Raw genomic sequence first — 15,788 nt, 5'->3', positions numbered from 1 at the left:
CTCACGTGATCTCCTCCGTACTTGTCGCCAACCGTGGCGAGATCGCCTGTCGCGTCTTCCGCACCTGCCGTGACCTGGGCATCCGTACCGTCGCCCTGCACTCGGACCCGGACGCCGGCGCCCTGCACGTCCGCGCGGCCGACCTCGCCGTCCGCCTCCCCGGCGCCACGCCCGCCGAGACCTATCTGCGCGCCGACCTCGTGGTGAAGGCCGCCCTGGACGCGGGCGCCGACGCCGTCCACCCCGGCTACGGGTTCCTCTCCGAGAACGCCGGATTCGCGCGCGCCGTCACCGACGCCGGGCTCCTCTGGATCGGGCCGCCGCCCGAGGCGATCGAGGCGATGGCGTCCAAGACGCGCGCCAAGCAGCTCATGGGCATCGCCCCGCTCGGCGAGGTCACCGAGGACGATCTGCCGGTCCTGGTGAAGGCCGCCGCGGGCGGCGGCGGCCGCGGCATGCGTGTCGTACGCGAACTCGGCGCTTTGGAAGCGGAGTTGGAGGCGGCGCGGGCCGAGGCGCTCTCCGCGTTCGGGGACGGCGAGGTGTTCGTCGAGCCGTATGTCGAGGGCGGGCGCCACGTCGAGGTGCAGGTCCTCGCCGACACCCACGGCACCGTGTGGACGCTCGGGACGCGCGACTGCTCCCTCCAGCGCCGCCACCAGAAGGTGATCGAGGAGGCACCCGCGCCCGGCCTCGCCCCCGAAGTCGAGCGACAGCTCCACGAGCTGGCCGAGCGGGCCGTGCGCGCCGTCACCTACGTCGGCGCGGGGACGGTCGAGTTCCTCGTCACGGACCGCGCGGCGCACTTCCTGGAGATGAACACCCGCCTCCAGGTCGAACACCCCGTCACCGAGGCCGTGTTCGGCATCGACCTGGTCGCCCTGCAACTGCGGATCGCCGAGGGCGAGGCGCTCGACAAGGCTCCGCCGGACCCGCGCGGGCACGCCGTCGAGGCCCGCCTGTACGCGGAGGACCCGGCCGCCGGGTTCGCCCCGCAGACCGGCACCCTGCACCGCCTGTCCCTGCCGCCGGGGGTACGGCTCGATGCCGGGTACGCCGACGGCGACACCATCGGCGTGCACTACGACGCCATGCTCGCCAAGGTCGTCGCCCACGCGCCCACCCGCGCCGCGGCCGTCCGCGCCCTCGCCGGGGCTCTGGACCGCGCCGAGGTGCACGGCCCGGTCACCAACCGCGACCTCCTCGTCCGCTCCCTGCGCCACCCCGAGTACGCGGGCGGCCGCATGGACACCGGGTTCTACGAGCGGCATCTCGCCGAGCTGACGGCTCCGGAACCCGACCCGTACGCACCGCTCGCCGCCGCCCTCGCGAGCGCCCGCGGCCACCGGTTCGGGGGCTTTCGCAACGTGCCCTCGCAGCCCCTGGCCAAGCGCTACCGCAGCGAACCGGACGGTGCCGAGCACGAGGTCCACTACCGGCACACCCGCACCGGACTCGAAGCCGACGGCGGCGTACGCGTCGTGCACGCCTCACCGCACCACGTCGTCCTCGAAGTGGCCGGGCTGCGGCGGAAGTTCACCGTGGCCACCTACGGCGACCGGGTGTACGTCAACGGCACCACCCTCACCGCCCTGCCCCGCTTCACCGACCCGAGCGAGCAGCGCGCCCCCGGCTCCCTGCTCGCACCGATGCCCGGCACCGTCGTCCGCGTCGCCGACGGGCTCGCCGAGGGCGCGACCGTCACCGCCGGGCAGCCCCTCGTCTGGCTGGAGGCCATGAAGATGGAGCACCGCATCTCCGCTCCCGCCACCGGAACGCTCACCGCTCTGCACGCCGCCGTCGGCCGCCAGGTCGAGGTCGGTTCCCTGTTGGCCGTCGTCGTGGAGGAAACGCCCGCATGAGCACTGTCGGCACCGTTCTCGAAACCGAAGAGCACCAGGCGCTGCGCGCCGCCGTCGCCGCACTCGGCAAGCGGTTCGGCCGCGACTACATGGCCCGGGTCACCGCAGCCGGTGCCCACCCCGACGAGCTGTGGGCGGAGGCCGCCAAGCTCGGCTACCTCGGCGTCAACCTCCCCGAGGAGTACGGCGGCGGAGGCGGCGGCATCGCCGAACTCTCCATCGTCCTGGAGGAGTTGGGGGCGGCCGGGTCGCCGCTCCTCATGATGGTCGTGTCACCGGCGATCTGCGGCACCGTGATCTCCCGCTTCGGCACCGAGGAGCAGAAGCGGGCCTGGCTGCCGGGGCTCGCCGACGGCAGCCGCACCATGGCCTTCGGCATCACCGAACCCGACGCCGGCTCCAACTCGCACCGGATCACCACCACCGCCCGCAAGGACGACGACGGCACCTGGGTGCTGACCGGCCGCAAGGTCTTCATCTCGGGCGTCGACATCGCCGACGCCACCCTCATCGTCGGCCGCACGTCGGACGCCCGCACCGGCAGCCTCAAACCCTGCCTCTTCATCGTGGACCGCGACACCCCGGGCTTCGAACGCCGCCGGATCGACATGGAGCTGCAAGCCGCGGAGAAGCAGTTCGAGCTGACCCTCGACGAGGTGCGGCTGCCCGCCGACGCGCTCGTCGGCGACGAGGACGCGGGCCTGCTCCAGCTGTTCGCAGGACTCAACCCGGAGCGCGTGATGACCGCCGCGTTCGCCATCGGCATGGGCCGCTACGCCCTGAACCGCGCCGTCGAGTACGCCCGTGAGCGCACCGTCTGGCGGGCCCCCATCGGCGCCCACCAGGCCATGGCCCACCCCCTCGCCCAGGTCCACATCGAGCTGGAACTGGCCCGCCTGATGATGCAGAAAGCGGCCCGCCTCTACGACATGGGCGACGACGCCGGCGCCGGTGAGGCCGCCAACATGGCCAAGTACGCGGCCGCCGAGGCGTGCGTGCGCGCCGTCGACCAGGCCGTGCACACCCTCGGCGGCAACGGCCTCACCCGCGAGTTCGGCCTCGCCTCCCTCATCACCGGCTCACGCGTGGCGCGTATCGCCCCGGTGAGCCGGGAAATGATCCTCAACTACGTGTCCCACCAGACCCTGGGACTGCCCAAGTCGTACTGAGACCCGCCTGAGTCGTACTGAGACCCGCCTGAGTCGTACTGAGACCCGCCTGAGTCGTACTGAGACCCGCCTGCCCGATTTCCCTCCGCGGACGAGGAGTTCAGCATGGTGTACCGGAGCGAGTACGAGGACACGGCCGTCGTCGACGAACCCATTCACGACGTCGTGCTCGGAGGCGCGGCCGCCCGCGGCGACGCCCCCGCCCTCATCGACGGGGTGGCCGGTACGACGATCACCTACGCCCAACTCGACGCCTTCCACCGCAAGGTGGCCGCAGGACTCGCCGACGCGGGCGTCCGCAAGGGTGACGTCGTCGCCCTGCACAGCCCCAACACCGTCGCCTACCCGGTGGCGTTCTACGGCGCCACCCGCGCGGGCGCCTCCGTGACGACGGTGCACCCGCTGGCCACGCCCGAGGAGTTCGCGAAGCAGCTGCGGGACTCCGCGGCGCGCTGGATCGTCACCGTCACCCCGCTCCTCGCCCCGGCCGTCGCCGCCGCCGAACTCGCGGGCGGCGTACGGGAGACCTTCGTCTGCGACCCGGCGGGCGAGAGCGGCCACCGCTCGCTGCTCGACATGCTCGGCACCAGCGCCCCCGAACCCTCGGTCGCGCTCGACCCGGCCGAGGACGTGGCCGCGCTGCCCTACTCCTCGGGCACCACCGGCGTCCCCAAAGGCGTCATGCTCACCCACCACAACATCGCCACCAACCTCGCCCAGCTCGAACCCCTCGTCCCGATGGGCCCCGGCGACCGCATCCTCGCCGTCCTGCCCTTCTTCCACATATACGGCCTCACCGCGCTCATGAACGCCCCGCTCCGCCAGGGCGCCACCGTCGTCGTCCTGCCCCGCTTCGCACTCGACACGTTCCTCGCGGCCATCGAGAAACACCGCATCAATGCCCTCTACGTGGCCCCGCCGATCGTCCTCGCCCTCGCCAAACACCCGGCCGTCGAGGGGTACGACCTGTCGTCGCTGGAGTACGTCATCAGCGCGGCCGCGCCCCTGGACGCCGAACTCGCGCTGGCCTGCTCGCGCCGCCTCGGCCTGCCGCCCGTCGGCCAGGCGTACGGCATGACCGAGCTCTCGCCCGGCACCCACGTCGTCCCCCTGAACGCCGAAAACCCGCCGCCGGGCACCGTCGGCAAGCTCATCGCCGCCACCGAGATGCGGCTGCTCTCCCTCGACGACCCGGCGAAGGACGTCGCCCCCGGCGAACCCGGCGAGGTCCTCATCCGCGGCCCGCAGGTCATGAAGGGCTACCTCGGCCGCCCCCAGGCCACCGCCGACATGATCGACGGCGACGGCTGGCTGCACACCGGTGACGTCGGCCGGGTCGACGCCGACGGCTGGCTGTTCGTCGTCGACCGGGTCAAGGAACTCATCAAGTACAAGGGGTTCCAGGTCGCCCCCGCCGACCTGGAAGCGCTCCTGCTCACCCACGACGGCATCGCGGACGCGGCCGTCATCGGGGTGCCCGACGACGACGGCAACGAGATCCCGAAGGCGTTCGTCGTGCGCTCCGACCCGGCGCTCACCGCCGAGGACGTCATGGCCTACGTCGCCGGACGCGTCGCCCCGTACAAGAAGGTCCGCCGCGTCGACTTCATCGACGGAGTGCCGCGCGCGGCATCGGGGAAGATCCTGCGCCGCGAGCTGAGGGAGAAGCAGAGCTGATGCCCGCCGCGAACCTGGTCCACCGCGCCCACGCGCGCGGCCTCACCACCCTCACCCTCGACTCGCCCGCCAACCGCAACGCCCTGTCGTCGGCCCTCGTCGGCGAACTCGCCGGACACCTCGACCACGCCGACAAGGACGACGACACCCGCGCCGTCCTCCTCACCCACACCGGCACCACCTTCTCGGCCGGCGCCGACCTGCGCGACCCGCCGCACCCCGACGCCCTCGTCGGGCTGCTCCGGCGCATCGTCGAACTCCGCAGACCCGTGGTCGCGCGCGTCGACGGGCACGTACGCGCCGGGGGCCTTGGCCTGCTGGGCGCCTGCGACATCGCGGCGGCCTCCACGGCCTCGTCGTTCGCCTTCACCGAGGTACGCATCGGGGTCGCCCCCGCCGTGATCTCCCTGCCGCTGCTGCCCCGCCTGGACCCGCGCGCCGTGGCCCGCTACTACCTGACGGGCGAGCGGTTCGACGCGGCGGAAGCGGCCCGCATCGGACTCGTGACGGTGGCGGCGGACGACGCCGACCAGGCCCTCGAACCGGTCCTCGACGGGCTGCGCAGGGCCTCCCCGCAGGGCCTGGCCGAGACGAAGCGACTGCTCACGGTTAAGGTCCTGGAAGCCTTCGACCGGGACGCGGAGACGCTGACGGCGCTGTCGGCGCGGCTGTTCGCCTCCTCCCAGGCCCGCGAAGGGATGACCGCCTTCCTCGAACGACGGGACCCCGCATGGGTGTGGTGACCCCACGTGCAACAGGCGCGCGCGCTGTGACGTCGCCGAAGCAGGACCGCTCGCGCGCCACCCGGCAGAAGCTCCTGGAGTCCGCCGTGGCGTGCCTCGCCGAACACGGCTGGTCCGGATCGACGGTCGCCGTCGTCGCCGAACACGCCGGAGTGTCGCGCGGCGCGGCCCAGCACCACTTCCCGACCCGCGAGGACCTGTTCACCGCGGCCGTCGAGTACGTCGCCGAGGAACGCTCCGTGGCCCTGCGCGGCCTGCGCCCCCAGGGCCGGGCCGAGGCGGTCGCGGCGCTCGTCGACCTCTACACGGGCCCGCTGTTCCGGGCGGCGCTCCACCTGTGGGTCGCCGCCTCGAACGAGCCCGCGCTCGGCGGCCGGGTCGCGGAGCTGGAGGCCCGGGTCGGCCGCGAGACCCACCGGATCGCCGTCCGGCTCCTCGACGCGGACGAGTCCGTGCCCGGGGAGCGGGAGGTCGTGCAGGGCCTGCTCGACATGGCGCGGGGGCTGGGCCTCGCCCATCTGCTGACGGACGACGGGGCGCGGCGCGAGCGGGTCGTCGCCGAGTGGGCGGGGATCGTGGACCGGGTGCTCTCGCCGTAGCGGCGGGTGTCCCGTCGCCGGGTGCGGTCGCGTCGTGGCTGGTCGCGCAGTTCCCCGCGCCCCTGAGGCATGCGGCTTCGCCGCAGCCCCATGAGGGCGCGTTCCACGCGCCTTCCTGAAATGGCGCACGTAGTGCGCATTTCAGGGGCGCGGGGAACTGCGCGAGAAGCCCCACCGGCCCGCACCCGCCACCGAACCGAACGAGACCGAACTACTCCGCGATCCCGGCGAAGCCGCTGATGTCGTGCGGGGCACGCGAACCCGGCCCCACATACCGCGCCGAGGGACGAACAAGCCGCCCCGTCCGCTTCTGCTCAAGAATGTGCGCGCTCCACCCCGCGGTCCGCGCACACGTGAACATCGACGTGAACATGTGCGCCGGCACCTCGGCGAAGTCCAGCACGATCGCCGCCCAGAACTCCACGTTCGTGGCCAGCACCCGGTCGGGCCTGCGCGCGTGCAGCTCGGCCAGCGCGGCCTTCTCCAGCGCCTCGGCCACCTCGAACCGCGGTGCGCCCAGGTCGCGGGCGGTCCTGCGGAGCACCCGCGCACGCGGGTCCTCGGCCCGGTACACCCGGTGCCCGAAGCCCATCAGCCGCTCGCCCTTGTCGAGCGTCTTGCGGACGAAAGCGTCGGCGTCACCGGTCCGCTCGATCTCCTCGATCATGCCGAGGACGCGCGAGGGCGCCCCGCCGTGCAGCGGCCCGGACATGGCACCGACGGCGCCGGACAGCGCCGCGGCGACGTCCGCGCCGGTCGAGGCGATGACCCGGGCGGTGAACGTCGAGGCGTTCATGCCGTGTTCGGCGGCGCTCGTCCAGTACGCGTCGACGGCCGCGACGTGCTTGGGGTCCGGCTCGCCGCGCCAGCGGATCATGAACCGTTCGACGACGGACCGCGCCTTGTCGATCTCGCTCTGCGGCACCATCGCCACGCCCTGCCCGCGCGCGGACTGCGCGACGTAGGAGAGGGCCATGACGGCGGCCCGGGCGAGGTCGTCGCGGGCCTGCTTCTCGTCGATGTCGAGCAGCGGCTTCAGGCCCCAGACGGGCGCCAGCATGGCGAGCGCGGACTGGACGTCCACGCGGATGTCGCCGGAGTGGACGGGGATCGGGAACGGCTCGGCGGGCGGCAGGCCGGGGTCGAAGGCCCCGTCGACGAGCAGCCCCCAGACGTTGCCGAACGAGACGTGGCCGACGAGATCCTCGATGTCGACGCCCCGGTACCGCAGGGCGCCGCCCTCCTTGTCCGGTTCGGCGATCTCCGTCTCGAACGCGACGACTCCCTCGAGGCCGGGTACAAAACCGGGGTCAGACATCGGGCGGCTCCTCTTGATGCGTGGACGGGAAGCAGGACTGCAACTGTGCTGGGTCAACCCCGTGATGCCCCGTACGGCGCGGGGTCATCCAACCGATCCAGGATGTGTTTCGGCATCGTTTCGGCCTCTGGACGATAACCCTCGGTGCCACGCTTGGCGAGAGTTCACGGCACTGAGTGCCACGTCTCACCCGACGGGCCCCGGGTGCGGCAGGATGGCGCCGTGAGCGCCCACGACGACGGCACAGACCGCACGCACCGCACGGACCACGCAGATCGCAGGGACCGGGCCGGTGACGCCGACCGCGTAGCCGGTCGCATGGAGGACGACGGCCCGGTGCCCGATCCCGCCACGATGCGAAGGCAGTACCGCCCCCGCGACGGCGGTCTCCTGGAGGCCGGCGTCGCCGCGCACCCCATGGAGCAGTTCACCCGCTGGTTCAAGGAGGCGGCCGCTCCGGGCGCGCTGCCCGCCGAACCGAACGCGATGGTCGTCTCCACCGCCGACGCCGAGGGCCGCCCCAGCTCCCGCACCGTGCTGCTGAAGTCGTACGACGACGAGGGCTTCGTCTTCTACACCAACTACGGCTCCCGCAAGGCCCGCGACCTCGCCGTCAACCCGCACATCGCGCTGCTGTTCCCCTGGCACCCGATGGGCCGCCAGGTCCTCGTCACCGGGACCGCGGCGCGTACGTCGCCCGGGGAGACGGCGGCGTACTTCCACTCGCGGCCGTACGGGTCCCAACTGGGGGCCTGGGCCAGCGCCCAGTCGACCGTCCTGCCGGACCGCTCCGAACTCGACGCCTCCTACGCGCAGTTGCAGAGCCGCTACCCGGCGGGCTCGGCGATCCCGGTGCCGCCGCACTGGGGCGGCTTCCGGGTCACCCCGCGGACGGTCGAGTTCTGGCAGGGCCGCGAGAACCGGCTCCACGACCGACTGCGGTACGTCGGAGCGGGGGCAGGCGCAGAGACCGGTGCCTGGCGCGTCGAACGGCTGAGCCCCTAGGGCTGGTCTGCACATTCGCGTCTGCCCCGGGCCGCCCCGCTCACCACTCTCACCACTCGGCGAGCACCCCGTCCAGGAACGGCTCGATCGCCGCGCGCCACGCCTCGGGCTGGTCGTAGTGGACCAGATGACCGGCGTCGGCCACCTCCGCGTACTCCCCCCGGGGCAGCACCCGCACCATCTCCTGCGACTCGGCCCGGCCGAGCTCCCCGTCGAGGCCGCGCACGACGAGCGTCGGGCACTGCACGGCGGCCAGCTCCTCCCAGTGCGCGTCGAACACCCAGGTGGAGCGGGCCTGGAGCATCTGGCGCCGGGAGAACACCGGCCGCCAGCCGTCCGTGGACTCGGTCATCACCTCGGCGTAGAACTCCCCGCGCGCGGGGTTCGGCCGCTCCACCCAGGGGTCGTCCTCGCCGAACCACTTCCGCACGTCCGCGAGGGTCGCGAACGGCAGCGGCCACGCCCTGAACCAGTCCTCCCATTCGCGCTGGGAGGCGGCCCCGAGCGCCGAGGCCCGCATATCGCAGATGACCAGGCCCCGCACCAGGTCGGGGCGGCGGGCGGCGAGCTGCCAGGCCGTCAGCGCGCCCATGGAGTGCCCGATCAGCACGGCGGGTTCGAGACCCAGCTGCACCAGGGCGGCCTCCGCGTCCAGTACGTACGCCTCCCGGTCGTAGGGGCCCTGCGGGGGCTTGTCGCTCTGGCCGTGCCCGCGCTGGTCCAGGGCGACCGCCCGGTGCCGCTCGGCCAGCCAGCGCGCGGTCCCCGCCCAGTGGGAGGCCCGGCCCATCAGGCCGTGCAGCAACAGGACTCCCGGCGTCCGCCCGCCGTCGCCGGTCTTGGGCGGATCGGCGAACTCCCAGGCGGCCAGCCGGATCCCGCCCGCTCCCATCACGTCGATGCGCCGTGCCATAGGCCCCGGCACCTCCTTGTGGTCGCGCCTGCAGTCGCGTACCCCCGCACGCTATCGAACATTCTTTCGAAAGTGCGGTCTTCCTGGTGCTGTCGGAAAACACCCCTCGTTCGAGTGACATCGCTCAAGGAATGACCTGCGCTCCCGAGGGGATCTCTTCCTCGGGAGGCGGACCGCTCGGGGAAAGGGGTCCGCAGGGGATGACCCTGGGAGCTCGGGGCTCCGGGTCAGCACGGGGGAGGACAGGCCCCGGCGCCGCCAGGCGCCGGGGCCCTCAACCTCAAGCGGCAGGTCCATACCAGGCCCCCTCCGGTCATATGCCTCACGGCGACAGCCTTGCACGTGCGGCGTCCCGCCGCTGCGATTCCGTGCAGTGAATCTTGCTTTCTGCGCGAAGGTGCCGCGCGCCTGAAAACAATTCAACTGCCTCGCCCGTCACGGCAGTTGCAGCCGCTGGTCAGCGCGCGGAGGAAGCGCCGGGCAGGAGGGTCCCGCGCGGACCCGCGCTCAGCGCTTGGCGACGAAGACGTGCGAGGCGATGTCCAGAGCCAGCTCCGCCGCCTCACCGCTGCTGCCCACCAGCACGCCACCCGGCGACTGCGTCACGCTGACCACCGAACCGGGCTGCACGCCCGCACGGCGCAGCGTGTACATCAACTGCGCGTCCGTCTGGATCGGCTCACCGATACGCCGCACGACGACCGTCTTGCCGTCCGCGCCCGCGTCCAGCTCCGAGAGCGAGACCATGCCCTCGTCCAGGAACGGGTCCGCCCCGTCCTTCTCGCCCAGCTCCTCCAGGCCCGGGATGGGGTTCCCGTACGGCGACTCCGTCGGGTGCCGCAGCAGCTCCAGGACGCGCCGCTCGACGGCCTCACTCATCACGTGCTCCCAGCGGCACGCCTCCGCGTGCACCTGCTCCCACTCCAGGCCGATCACGTCGACCAGCAGACACTCGGCGAGCCGGTGCTTGCGCATCACGCGCGTGGCGAGCCGGCGGCCCTCGTCCGTCAGCTCCAGGTGCCGGTCGGCGGCGACGGCGACCAGGCCGTCCCGCTCCATACGGGCCACGGTCTGGCTGACCGTCGGGCCGCTCTGGTCGAGCCGCTCGGCGATCCGGGCGCGCATGGGGACCACACCTTCCTCTTCGAGCTCGAGGATGGTGCGGAGGTACATCTCCGTGGTGTCGATCAGTCCGGACATACGTGCCCCTCGTGTAGCTCTCTGCTCGGCGCCGGCCCCGCTGGCTCGCCGCGTCGCTCGTGCGCTGGCCCTGCCCCCAATTCTGACGCATACCGCTGACAACCGTCCCGCGCCGGGGAAACAGCGGCCCGACAGCGCCCGGAAGCGTATTGACACAGCCCTGGTCCAGACCGCACCGTGATCCGCGACACCACGACGCAAGGGGCTACGCCGATGCGCGAGAGCAAGCCGGCCACGCAGTACCTCGACACCGCGATCGGCCTGCTCCAGCGGGTCCGCGACGAGGAGACGGAGAACATCACCGCCGCCGGCACCCTGCTCGCCGACACCGTGCTCGCGGGCGGCCGCCTCTTCGCCTTCGGCGCCGGCCACTCCTCGCTCGCCGCCCAGGACGTCGTCTACCGCGCGGGCAGCCTCGCCCTGATGAACCTGCTGGCCGTCCCCGGCGCCGTCGGCGTGGACGTCATGCCGGCCACCCTCGGCTCCGCCCTTGAGCGCGTCGACGGCCTGGCCGCCGCCGTCCTGGACTCCAGCCCCGCCACCGCGGGCGACGCCCTCGTCATCATCTCCCTCTCCGGCCGCAACGCCCTGCCCGTGGAGATGGCCATGAACGCCCGGGCCCTCGGCCTGAAGGTGATCGGCGTGACCTCCCTCGCCTACGCGACCGGCCCCGACGCCCCCAAGTCCCGCCACGCCTCCGGCACGTACCTGCGCGACCACTGCGACCTCGTTCTGGACTCCAAGATCGAGGTCGGTGACGCGGAGCTCGGCCACGACGGCATCGACGCCCCCTTCGCCTCCGCCTCCACGGTCACCACCAGCGCCCTCATGCAGGCCACCCTGGCCACCTGCGCCACCACCCTCGCCGACCGCGGCATCCAGCCGCCGCTGCTCCGCTCGGGCAACGTGGACGGGGGCCACGCCTGGAACGCCAAGGTCTTCGCCGAGTACCGCGACCGCATCTTCTACCAGCACTGAACCCGAAGGCGCGCCCGGACCTCAGCCCTTCGCCGGACCCAGGCCCGCGAGATCCACCGCGGCGGCGATCCGTACCGCCACGCTCTCCGCGTACATCGCGTCGCCCCGCTCGAACCGGGCCCGGCTGACCCCCCGCAGGAACGTCACCACCCCGAGCGTCCGCCCCCGGCTGCGCAGTACCGCGCACAGCGCGTACACCGACCCCTCCGGCCACTGCCGGGCCGCCGCCCACTGCGCCGCGCCGGCCCCGCCCGGCTCCGGCGCCCCGGCCCGCACCGAACCCGCCCGGTCCACGCACTGCAACGCGGGATGCCCGTCCGCGTACCGCACGGGCAGCGCGCCCCGCGTCACCAGCAGACTCGCCCCGGGCGCACCCGACGGCGTCTCGGCGGCGCGCACGAGCCGCGGCGGCTCCTCGCTCACCACCAGGTCGATCACCGCGTGGTCGGCGAACCCGGCCAGCGCGAAGTCCAGATGCACGGTCGCCGCCTCGGCAGGCTCCTCGCACTCGGCGGCGGCGCGCGCGGCGCGGTGCAACTGGTTGGCCCGGAACCGGAGTTGAGCGGCGTCCTGCTCGACCAGCTTGGCGTCGGTCACGTCCTGGAAGAGCCAGCCGACCCCGAGCGGCACCGGCTCCTCGGCCAGCGGCGACGCCAGCCGCACGAAGCCGCTCCGCCAGCACCTGCGCTCCTGGCCGCCCTCCGGCAGCCGCAACGTCACCCACACCTCGATCGGCGCCGGCGGCTCACCCTCCGACAGCACGTGGTTGAGCGCGCTCTCCAGCTCCTCCACGCCCTGGGAGATCAGATCGCCGAGCGGGCGCCCGAGGAGAGCCGTCCGCCCGGAACCCAGCGCCCGCGCGGCATGCGCGTTGACCACGGCCGGCCGCAGATCGGCGTCGACCAGCACCACACCCCACACCGCGTCCTCGAACAGCGCCTCGCTCAAGGCGATGGACCGCTCCAGATCGATCTGCGCGTGCACCTCGCTGAAGGCGCAGTACACCCCGGCGGGCTTGCCGTCGGGCCCCGGGACCGCGGCGGACTGCGTACGTACGAGAACGCGCCCCCCGTCCTTGGTCAGCAGCGCGAACTCGTTCACCTGTCGGCCCGGCGCGTGCATCGCCGCCAGCAGCCGCCCCTGCACCTCGTCCGCGTCGGCCGACCGCACGGCCCACCCCGCGAACCCGGTACGCCCCACGGCCTCCGCCGCGGACCAGCCCAGAATCCGCTCGGCCTCCCGGTTCCAATGGGTCACGACCCCGTCGGCGTCGAAAGCGCACAACGCGGCGTCCATCCCGTCCAGCAACGCGGCCAGCAGATCGGCCCCGTCCCGCCCGGGCTCATCGGGCCCGAGCGCATCGGCGGTCCCACTACGCCGGGAAGCACTCACCTGGCACCCCCTGCGGGCTGTGTCGGCGCGACGACATCCTCGTACTGCTCCAGATCATTCAACTCGAACGTGACGCATCCCACACGGAGTTCGGTCAACTTCGCGAAATCCCATACCAGCACACCCCCAGCATGCCCCCTGCCCGGCCGGAGTCCGAGGGCCACCCCGGTCACGACCCTCGGCCCGGGCCGGTTTCCCACGGTCTGGAAAAACCGGTTGAGCGCCGTGGCACCGGTTCGTAGGCTGTGTCGCACAGAGGAGAGGAGGTGGTTCGGAGCATGTATGAATGCCGGACGTCTGAGGTGACTGCGGGCTAGCGGCCCGTCGTCGCGACTCGAATTCGGCGCCGGACCAGCACGTGTGTTGTGCGTGCAGCCGGCCCTATTCCCAAGCAGTCACCCGACCCGCGAGCCGCCGGTACGTCCGGCCGGCTTCCGACCGTCTCGTACGGGAGGAACCATGGCTCGCGGGTCGCCCGCGTTTCCGGGGCCGTTTCCGGTGGCCTGCTTTTCCGGGCTTCCTAGCCCTTGCTCACCGCCGTGAGGATCTCCGGCAGCCGCGACGCCGTGCGGGGGGCCGCCAGCCGCAGGCCGAGGGCGGTCACCGCCGCGCCGTAGACCGCGCCGACCGGCAGGAGGGTCCAGGACCAGGCGTCGGCGCCCGTCGCGTGCAGGGCGACGGTGAGCGCGAGGACGGGGGCGCAGAGCAGGGCCGCGGCCACCATGCCGCCGAAGATGGAGATCCAGGCGAGGCCGGCCTGACCGGGGGCGACGTTCTTGTAGCCCTCCTGCGGGATCGAGTACGGGAACCGGGCCGAGGACCAGGCGCCCGTCGCCAGCATCGCGCCGAGCAGCGCGAAGGAGAGGCCCAGGACCTCCGCGAGGTCCGCCCAGGCGCCGAGCATCGCCGTGGTGACGACGGTGACGAGAGTGGCGTAGGGCAGCGTGATGAGGAGCAGCGCCAGGGCCCGGGCGCGCATCTCCAGGTACGCGTCGCGGGGCGAGGCGATCGACATGGCCACTATCCAGAACGCGGACGTGTCCTGCCCGAACTGGTTGTACATCTGGATGCCGAGCATGCCGGAGGCGAAGCACGCGAAGTAGACGGAGCCGGTGCCCTGGAGGGCGTTGAAGACCGGGACGATCAGGCCGATGGCGAGGGACGTGACCCAGGCGGCCTTGGTCTTGGGGTCGCGCCACACGTAGCGCAGGGTGCGGCCCATGACGGTGCCGGTACGGCCGTTGGGGAGCACCCGGCGTCCGGCGCCGGAGCGGCGGCCGCGGCGGCCCGGCTCCGCGGCCTGGATCGTCGACCCGTCGGGGGAGGTCATCAGGCGGGTCAGGGCGCGCCGCCAGATGATGAGCAGGGCGACGAACCCGGCTGCGGAGAGCGCGAGTTGGGCGGCCGCGACGGCGTACGAGCCGCTGCCCGCCGCGTGGACGGCGCCGATCGCCGACGCCGGGGGCACCCAGCGCAGTACGTCCGCGAGCGGGTCGAGCGCCCCCACACCGCCCGCCGAACCCAGGCGCTGCACACCGAAGTTGACGAGCTGGGCGCCGACGGCGACGACGAGGCCGCTGAGGACGGCGAGGTCGCGGCCCTTGCGGCTGGTGAGCAGCCGGATGTTGGCGGCGGCGACGGCCCGGGCGAGCGCGACGCAGGTGAGGACGGTGAGCGGCACCGCGAGCACGGCGACGGCCGCGGCGGCGGGGCCGCGCGCGGACGCGTACGCCGCGCCGGTCGCGAGGCAGAGCGTGAACAGCGGGCCGATGCCGACGAGGGAGGCCACGAGCAGCCCGCGCACCAGCGGGTCGGGGCGCAGCGGCAGCATCACGAGCCGGGTCGGGTCGAGGGTCTCGTCACCGCTCGGGAAGAAGAGGGGGAGCACCGCCCAGCCGAGCGCGAGCAGGGCCGTGAGGAGGATGCCGACGGTGGCGGCGTGCGCGTTCCCGTGCAGGAGGACGAGGCCGAGGAGCTGGAGCGCCGCGACCAGCAGGGCGGCGGTGACCGAGGCGATGTAGGCGGCGCGGCGTCCGGCGGACTGGCGCAGGCCGTTGCGGAGCAGGGCGAGTTTGAGCTGGACGAGGACGCGGGTCATCGCTTGCCGCCCAGCCAGTCGAGGGTGCCGCCGCCGTCCCGCCCGTTCGCGCCGACGAGGTGCAGGAAGGCTTCCTGCAAGGAGGCCGCGTCGCCCTTGACGTCCGCCAGGGGGCCCTGGGCCCGGATGCGGCCGGCGGCCATGACGGCGACCCAGTCGCAGAGCGATTCCACGAGCTCCATGACGTGGGAGGAGAAGACGACCGTCGCGCCGCCGCGGGTGAAGCGTTCCAGGACGCCGCGGATCGTCTGCGCGGAGACGGGGTCGACGCCCTCGAACGGTTCGTCCAGGAAGAGGACTTCGGGGTTGTGGAGGAGGGCCGCGGCGAGGCCGATCTTCTTGCGCATGCCGGTCGAGTAGTCGACGACGAGTCTGTGCTGGGCCGGGGCGAGGTCGAGCACGTCCAGGAGCTGGGCCGCGCGGGTGTCGACCTCCTCGCCGGGCAGGCCGCGCAACCGGCCGGTGTACGCGAGGAGTTCACGGCCCGAGAGGCGCTCGAAGAGGCGCAGGCCCTCGGGGAGGACGCCGATGCGGGCCTTGACCTCGGCCGGGTCGGCCCAGACGTCGTGGCCCGCCACGTGCACGGTGCCGCGGTCGGGGCGCAGCAGCCCGGTGGCCATGGAGAGGGTGGTGGTCTTGCCTGCGCCGTTCGGGCCGACGAGACCGATGAACTTGCCCGCGGGCAGCGTGAGTTCGATCCCCGCGACCGCGGTGTGCTGCCCGAAGGACTTCCAGAGGTCGTGGACGCGTACGGCTGCTGTCTCCTCGGCCGGGGTCAACTCGGTGCGTCCCTTCGTCGGCGGTGGCGTGCGTCTGCGCACGATACGTCGGCCG

Annotated in this window: 13 protein-coding genes; 7 read left to right on the top strand and 6 right to left on the bottom strand. The window is 72.9% G+C overall.

All coding sequences use genetic code 11. From position 1 onward, the window contains the following. Window positions 1-5: 5 nt before the first annotated feature. The 5 genes from ACZ45E_RS26030 (at window position 6) to ACZ45E_RS26010 (ending at window position 6,050) form a co-directional block, all read left to right on the top strand. The gene (locus ACZ45E_RS26030; RefSeq protein WP_468224639.1) at window positions 6-1,862 is read left to right on the top strand and encodes an acetyl/propionyl/methylcrotonyl-CoA carboxylase subunit alpha; all 1,857 of its coding nucleotides are present in this window, start codon (window positions 6-8) and stop codon (window positions 1,860-1,862) included. After that, window positions 1,859-3,031 carry an acyl-CoA dehydrogenase family protein gene (locus ACZ45E_RS26025; protein ID WP_468224637.1) on the top strand — a complete coding sequence of 391 codons (1,173 nt, stop codon included), beginning with the start codon at window positions 1,859-1,861 and terminating at the stop codon, window positions 3,029-3,031. The genes ACZ45E_RS26030 and ACZ45E_RS26025 overlap by 4 nt, the downstream gene beginning before the upstream one ends. A gap of 105 nt (window positions 3,032-3,136) precedes the next feature. Beyond that, complete coding sequence (locus ACZ45E_RS26020; RefSeq protein ID WP_468224634.1) at window positions 3,137-4,708, top strand: 4-coumarate--CoA ligase family protein; 1,572 nt, start codon at window positions 3,137-3,139, stop codon at window positions 4,706-4,708. Further along, entirely contained in the window at window positions 4,708-5,451 is a 744-nt protein-coding gene (locus ACZ45E_RS26015; protein ID WP_468224631.1) for an enoyl-CoA hydratase family protein, read from the top strand. Before ACZ45E_RS26020 ends, ACZ45E_RS26015 begins: the two co-directional genes overlap by 1 nt. Next, on the top strand, window positions 5,439-6,050 hold the full coding sequence (locus ACZ45E_RS26010; RefSeq protein ID WP_468224628.1) for a TetR/AcrR family transcriptional regulator: 612 nt from the start codon (window positions 5,439-5,441) through the stop codon (window positions 6,048-6,050). The genes ACZ45E_RS26015 and ACZ45E_RS26010 overlap by 13 nt, the downstream gene beginning before the upstream one ends. Window positions 6,051-6,261: 211 nt before the next feature. Here ACZ45E_RS26010 and ACZ45E_RS26005 read toward each other — a convergent pair whose 3' ends face one another. Further along, complete coding sequence (locus ACZ45E_RS26005; protein WP_468224626.1) at window positions 6,262-7,368, bottom strand: citrate synthase 2; 1,107 nt, start codon at window positions 7,366-7,368, stop codon at window positions 6,262-6,264. 318 nt (window positions 7,369-7,686) lie between these two features. Here ACZ45E_RS26005 and pdxH point away from each other — a divergent pair, with 318 nt between their 5' ends. After that, window positions 7,687-8,373, top strand: coding sequence for a pyridoxamine 5'-phosphate oxidase (pdxH, locus tag ACZ45E_RS26000; protein WP_468224711.1), 687 nt, complete (start codon window positions 7,687-7,689; stop codon window positions 8,371-8,373). A gap of 49 nt (window positions 8,374-8,422) precedes the next feature. Here pdxH and ACZ45E_RS25995 read toward each other — a convergent pair whose 3' ends face one another. Together ACZ45E_RS25995 and ACZ45E_RS25990 are read right to left on the bottom strand one after the other, a co-directional pair. After that, window positions 8,423-9,286 carry an alpha/beta fold hydrolase gene (locus ACZ45E_RS25995; protein ID WP_468224623.1) on the bottom strand — a complete coding sequence of 288 codons (864 nt, stop codon included), beginning with the start codon at window positions 9,284-9,286 and terminating at the stop codon, window positions 8,423-8,425. A 507-nt stretch (window positions 9,287-9,793) separates the two neighbouring features. Then, on the bottom strand, window positions 9,794-10,486 hold the full coding sequence (locus ACZ45E_RS25990; RefSeq protein ID WP_468224621.1) for a metal-dependent transcriptional regulator: 693 nt from the start codon (window positions 10,484-10,486) through the stop codon (window positions 9,794-9,796). Between the two features lie 213 nt (window positions 10,487-10,699). On the opposite strand from ACZ45E_RS25990, the gene ACZ45E_RS25985 reads away from it, so the two are divergent. Further along, a complete protein-coding gene (locus tag ACZ45E_RS25985) occupies window positions 10,700-11,464 on the top strand; it encodes an SIS domain-containing protein (RefSeq protein ID WP_468224618.1) in 765 nt (254 codons plus the stop codon). 21 nt (window positions 11,465-11,485) lie between these two features. On the opposite strand, the gene ACZ45E_RS25980 is transcribed toward ACZ45E_RS25985, so the two are convergent. The 3 genes from ACZ45E_RS25980 to ACZ45E_RS25970 all read right to left on the bottom strand — a co-directional run bounded on the left by ACZ45E_RS25980 (window position 11,486) and on the right by ACZ45E_RS25970 (window position 15,733). Beyond that, a complete protein-coding gene (locus ACZ45E_RS25980) occupies window positions 11,486-12,856 on the bottom strand; it encodes a PAS domain-containing protein (protein WP_468224617.1) in 1,371 nt (456 codons plus the stop codon). Window positions 12,857-13,376: 520 nt separating this feature from the next. Next, window positions 13,377-14,954 carry a transporter gene (locus ACZ45E_RS25975; RefSeq protein ID WP_468224614.1) on the bottom strand — a complete coding sequence of 526 codons (1,578 nt, stop codon included), beginning with the start codon at window positions 14,952-14,954 and terminating at the stop codon, window positions 13,377-13,379. Further along, window positions 14,951-15,733: an ABC transporter ATP-binding protein gene (locus ACZ45E_RS25970; protein WP_468224708.1), complete on the bottom strand. Its 783-nt coding sequence runs from the start codon at window positions 15,731-15,733 to the stop codon at window positions 14,951-14,953. Before ACZ45E_RS25970 ends, ACZ45E_RS25975 begins: the two co-directional genes overlap by 4 nt. Window positions 15,734-15,788 lie beyond the last annotated feature (55 nt).

Source organism: Streptomyces sp. NPDC030991 (assembly GCF_055571235.1).
This window is presented reverse-complemented; position numbering and strand designations above follow the sequence as displayed.

Bases quoted from the DNA above. Each gene is read 5' to 3' on its own strand.
- ACZ45E_RS26025 (WP_468224637.1), top strand. From the start codon at position 1,859: ATGAGCACTGTCGGCACCGTTCTCGAAACCGAAGAGCACCAGGCGCTG.
- ACZ45E_RS26020 (WP_468224634.1), top strand. From the start codon at position 3,137: ATGGTGTACCGGAGCGAGTACGAGGACACGGCCGTCGTCGACGAACCC.
- ACZ45E_RS26015 (WP_468224631.1), top strand. From the start codon at position 4,708: ATGCCCGCCGCGAACCTGGTCCACCGCGCCCACGCGCGCGGCCTCACC.
- ACZ45E_RS26010 (WP_468224628.1), top strand. From the start codon at position 5,439: ATGGGTGTGGTGACCCCACGTGCAACAGGCGCGCGCGCTGTGACGTCG.
- ACZ45E_RS26005 (WP_468224626.1), bottom strand. From the start codon at position 7,368: ATGTCTGACCCCGGTTTTGTACCCGGCCTCGAGGGAGTCGTCGCGTTC.
- pdxH (WP_468224711.1), top strand. From the start codon at position 7,687: ATGGAGGACGACGGCCCGGTGCCCGATCCCGCCACGATGCGAAGGCAG.
- ACZ45E_RS25995 (WP_468224623.1), bottom strand. From the start codon at position 9,286: ATGGCACGGCGCATCGACGTGATGGGAGCGGGCGGGATCCGGCTGGCC.
- ACZ45E_RS25990 (WP_468224621.1), bottom strand. From the start codon at position 10,486: ATGTCCGGACTGATCGACACCACGGAGATGTACCTCCGCACCATCCTC.
- ACZ45E_RS25985 (WP_468224618.1), top strand. From the start codon at position 10,700: ATGCGCGAGAGCAAGCCGGCCACGCAGTACCTCGACACCGCGATCGGC.
- ACZ45E_RS25975 (WP_468224614.1), bottom strand. From the start codon at position 14,954: ATGACCCGCGTCCTCGTCCAGCTCAAACTCGCCCTGCTCCGCAACGGC.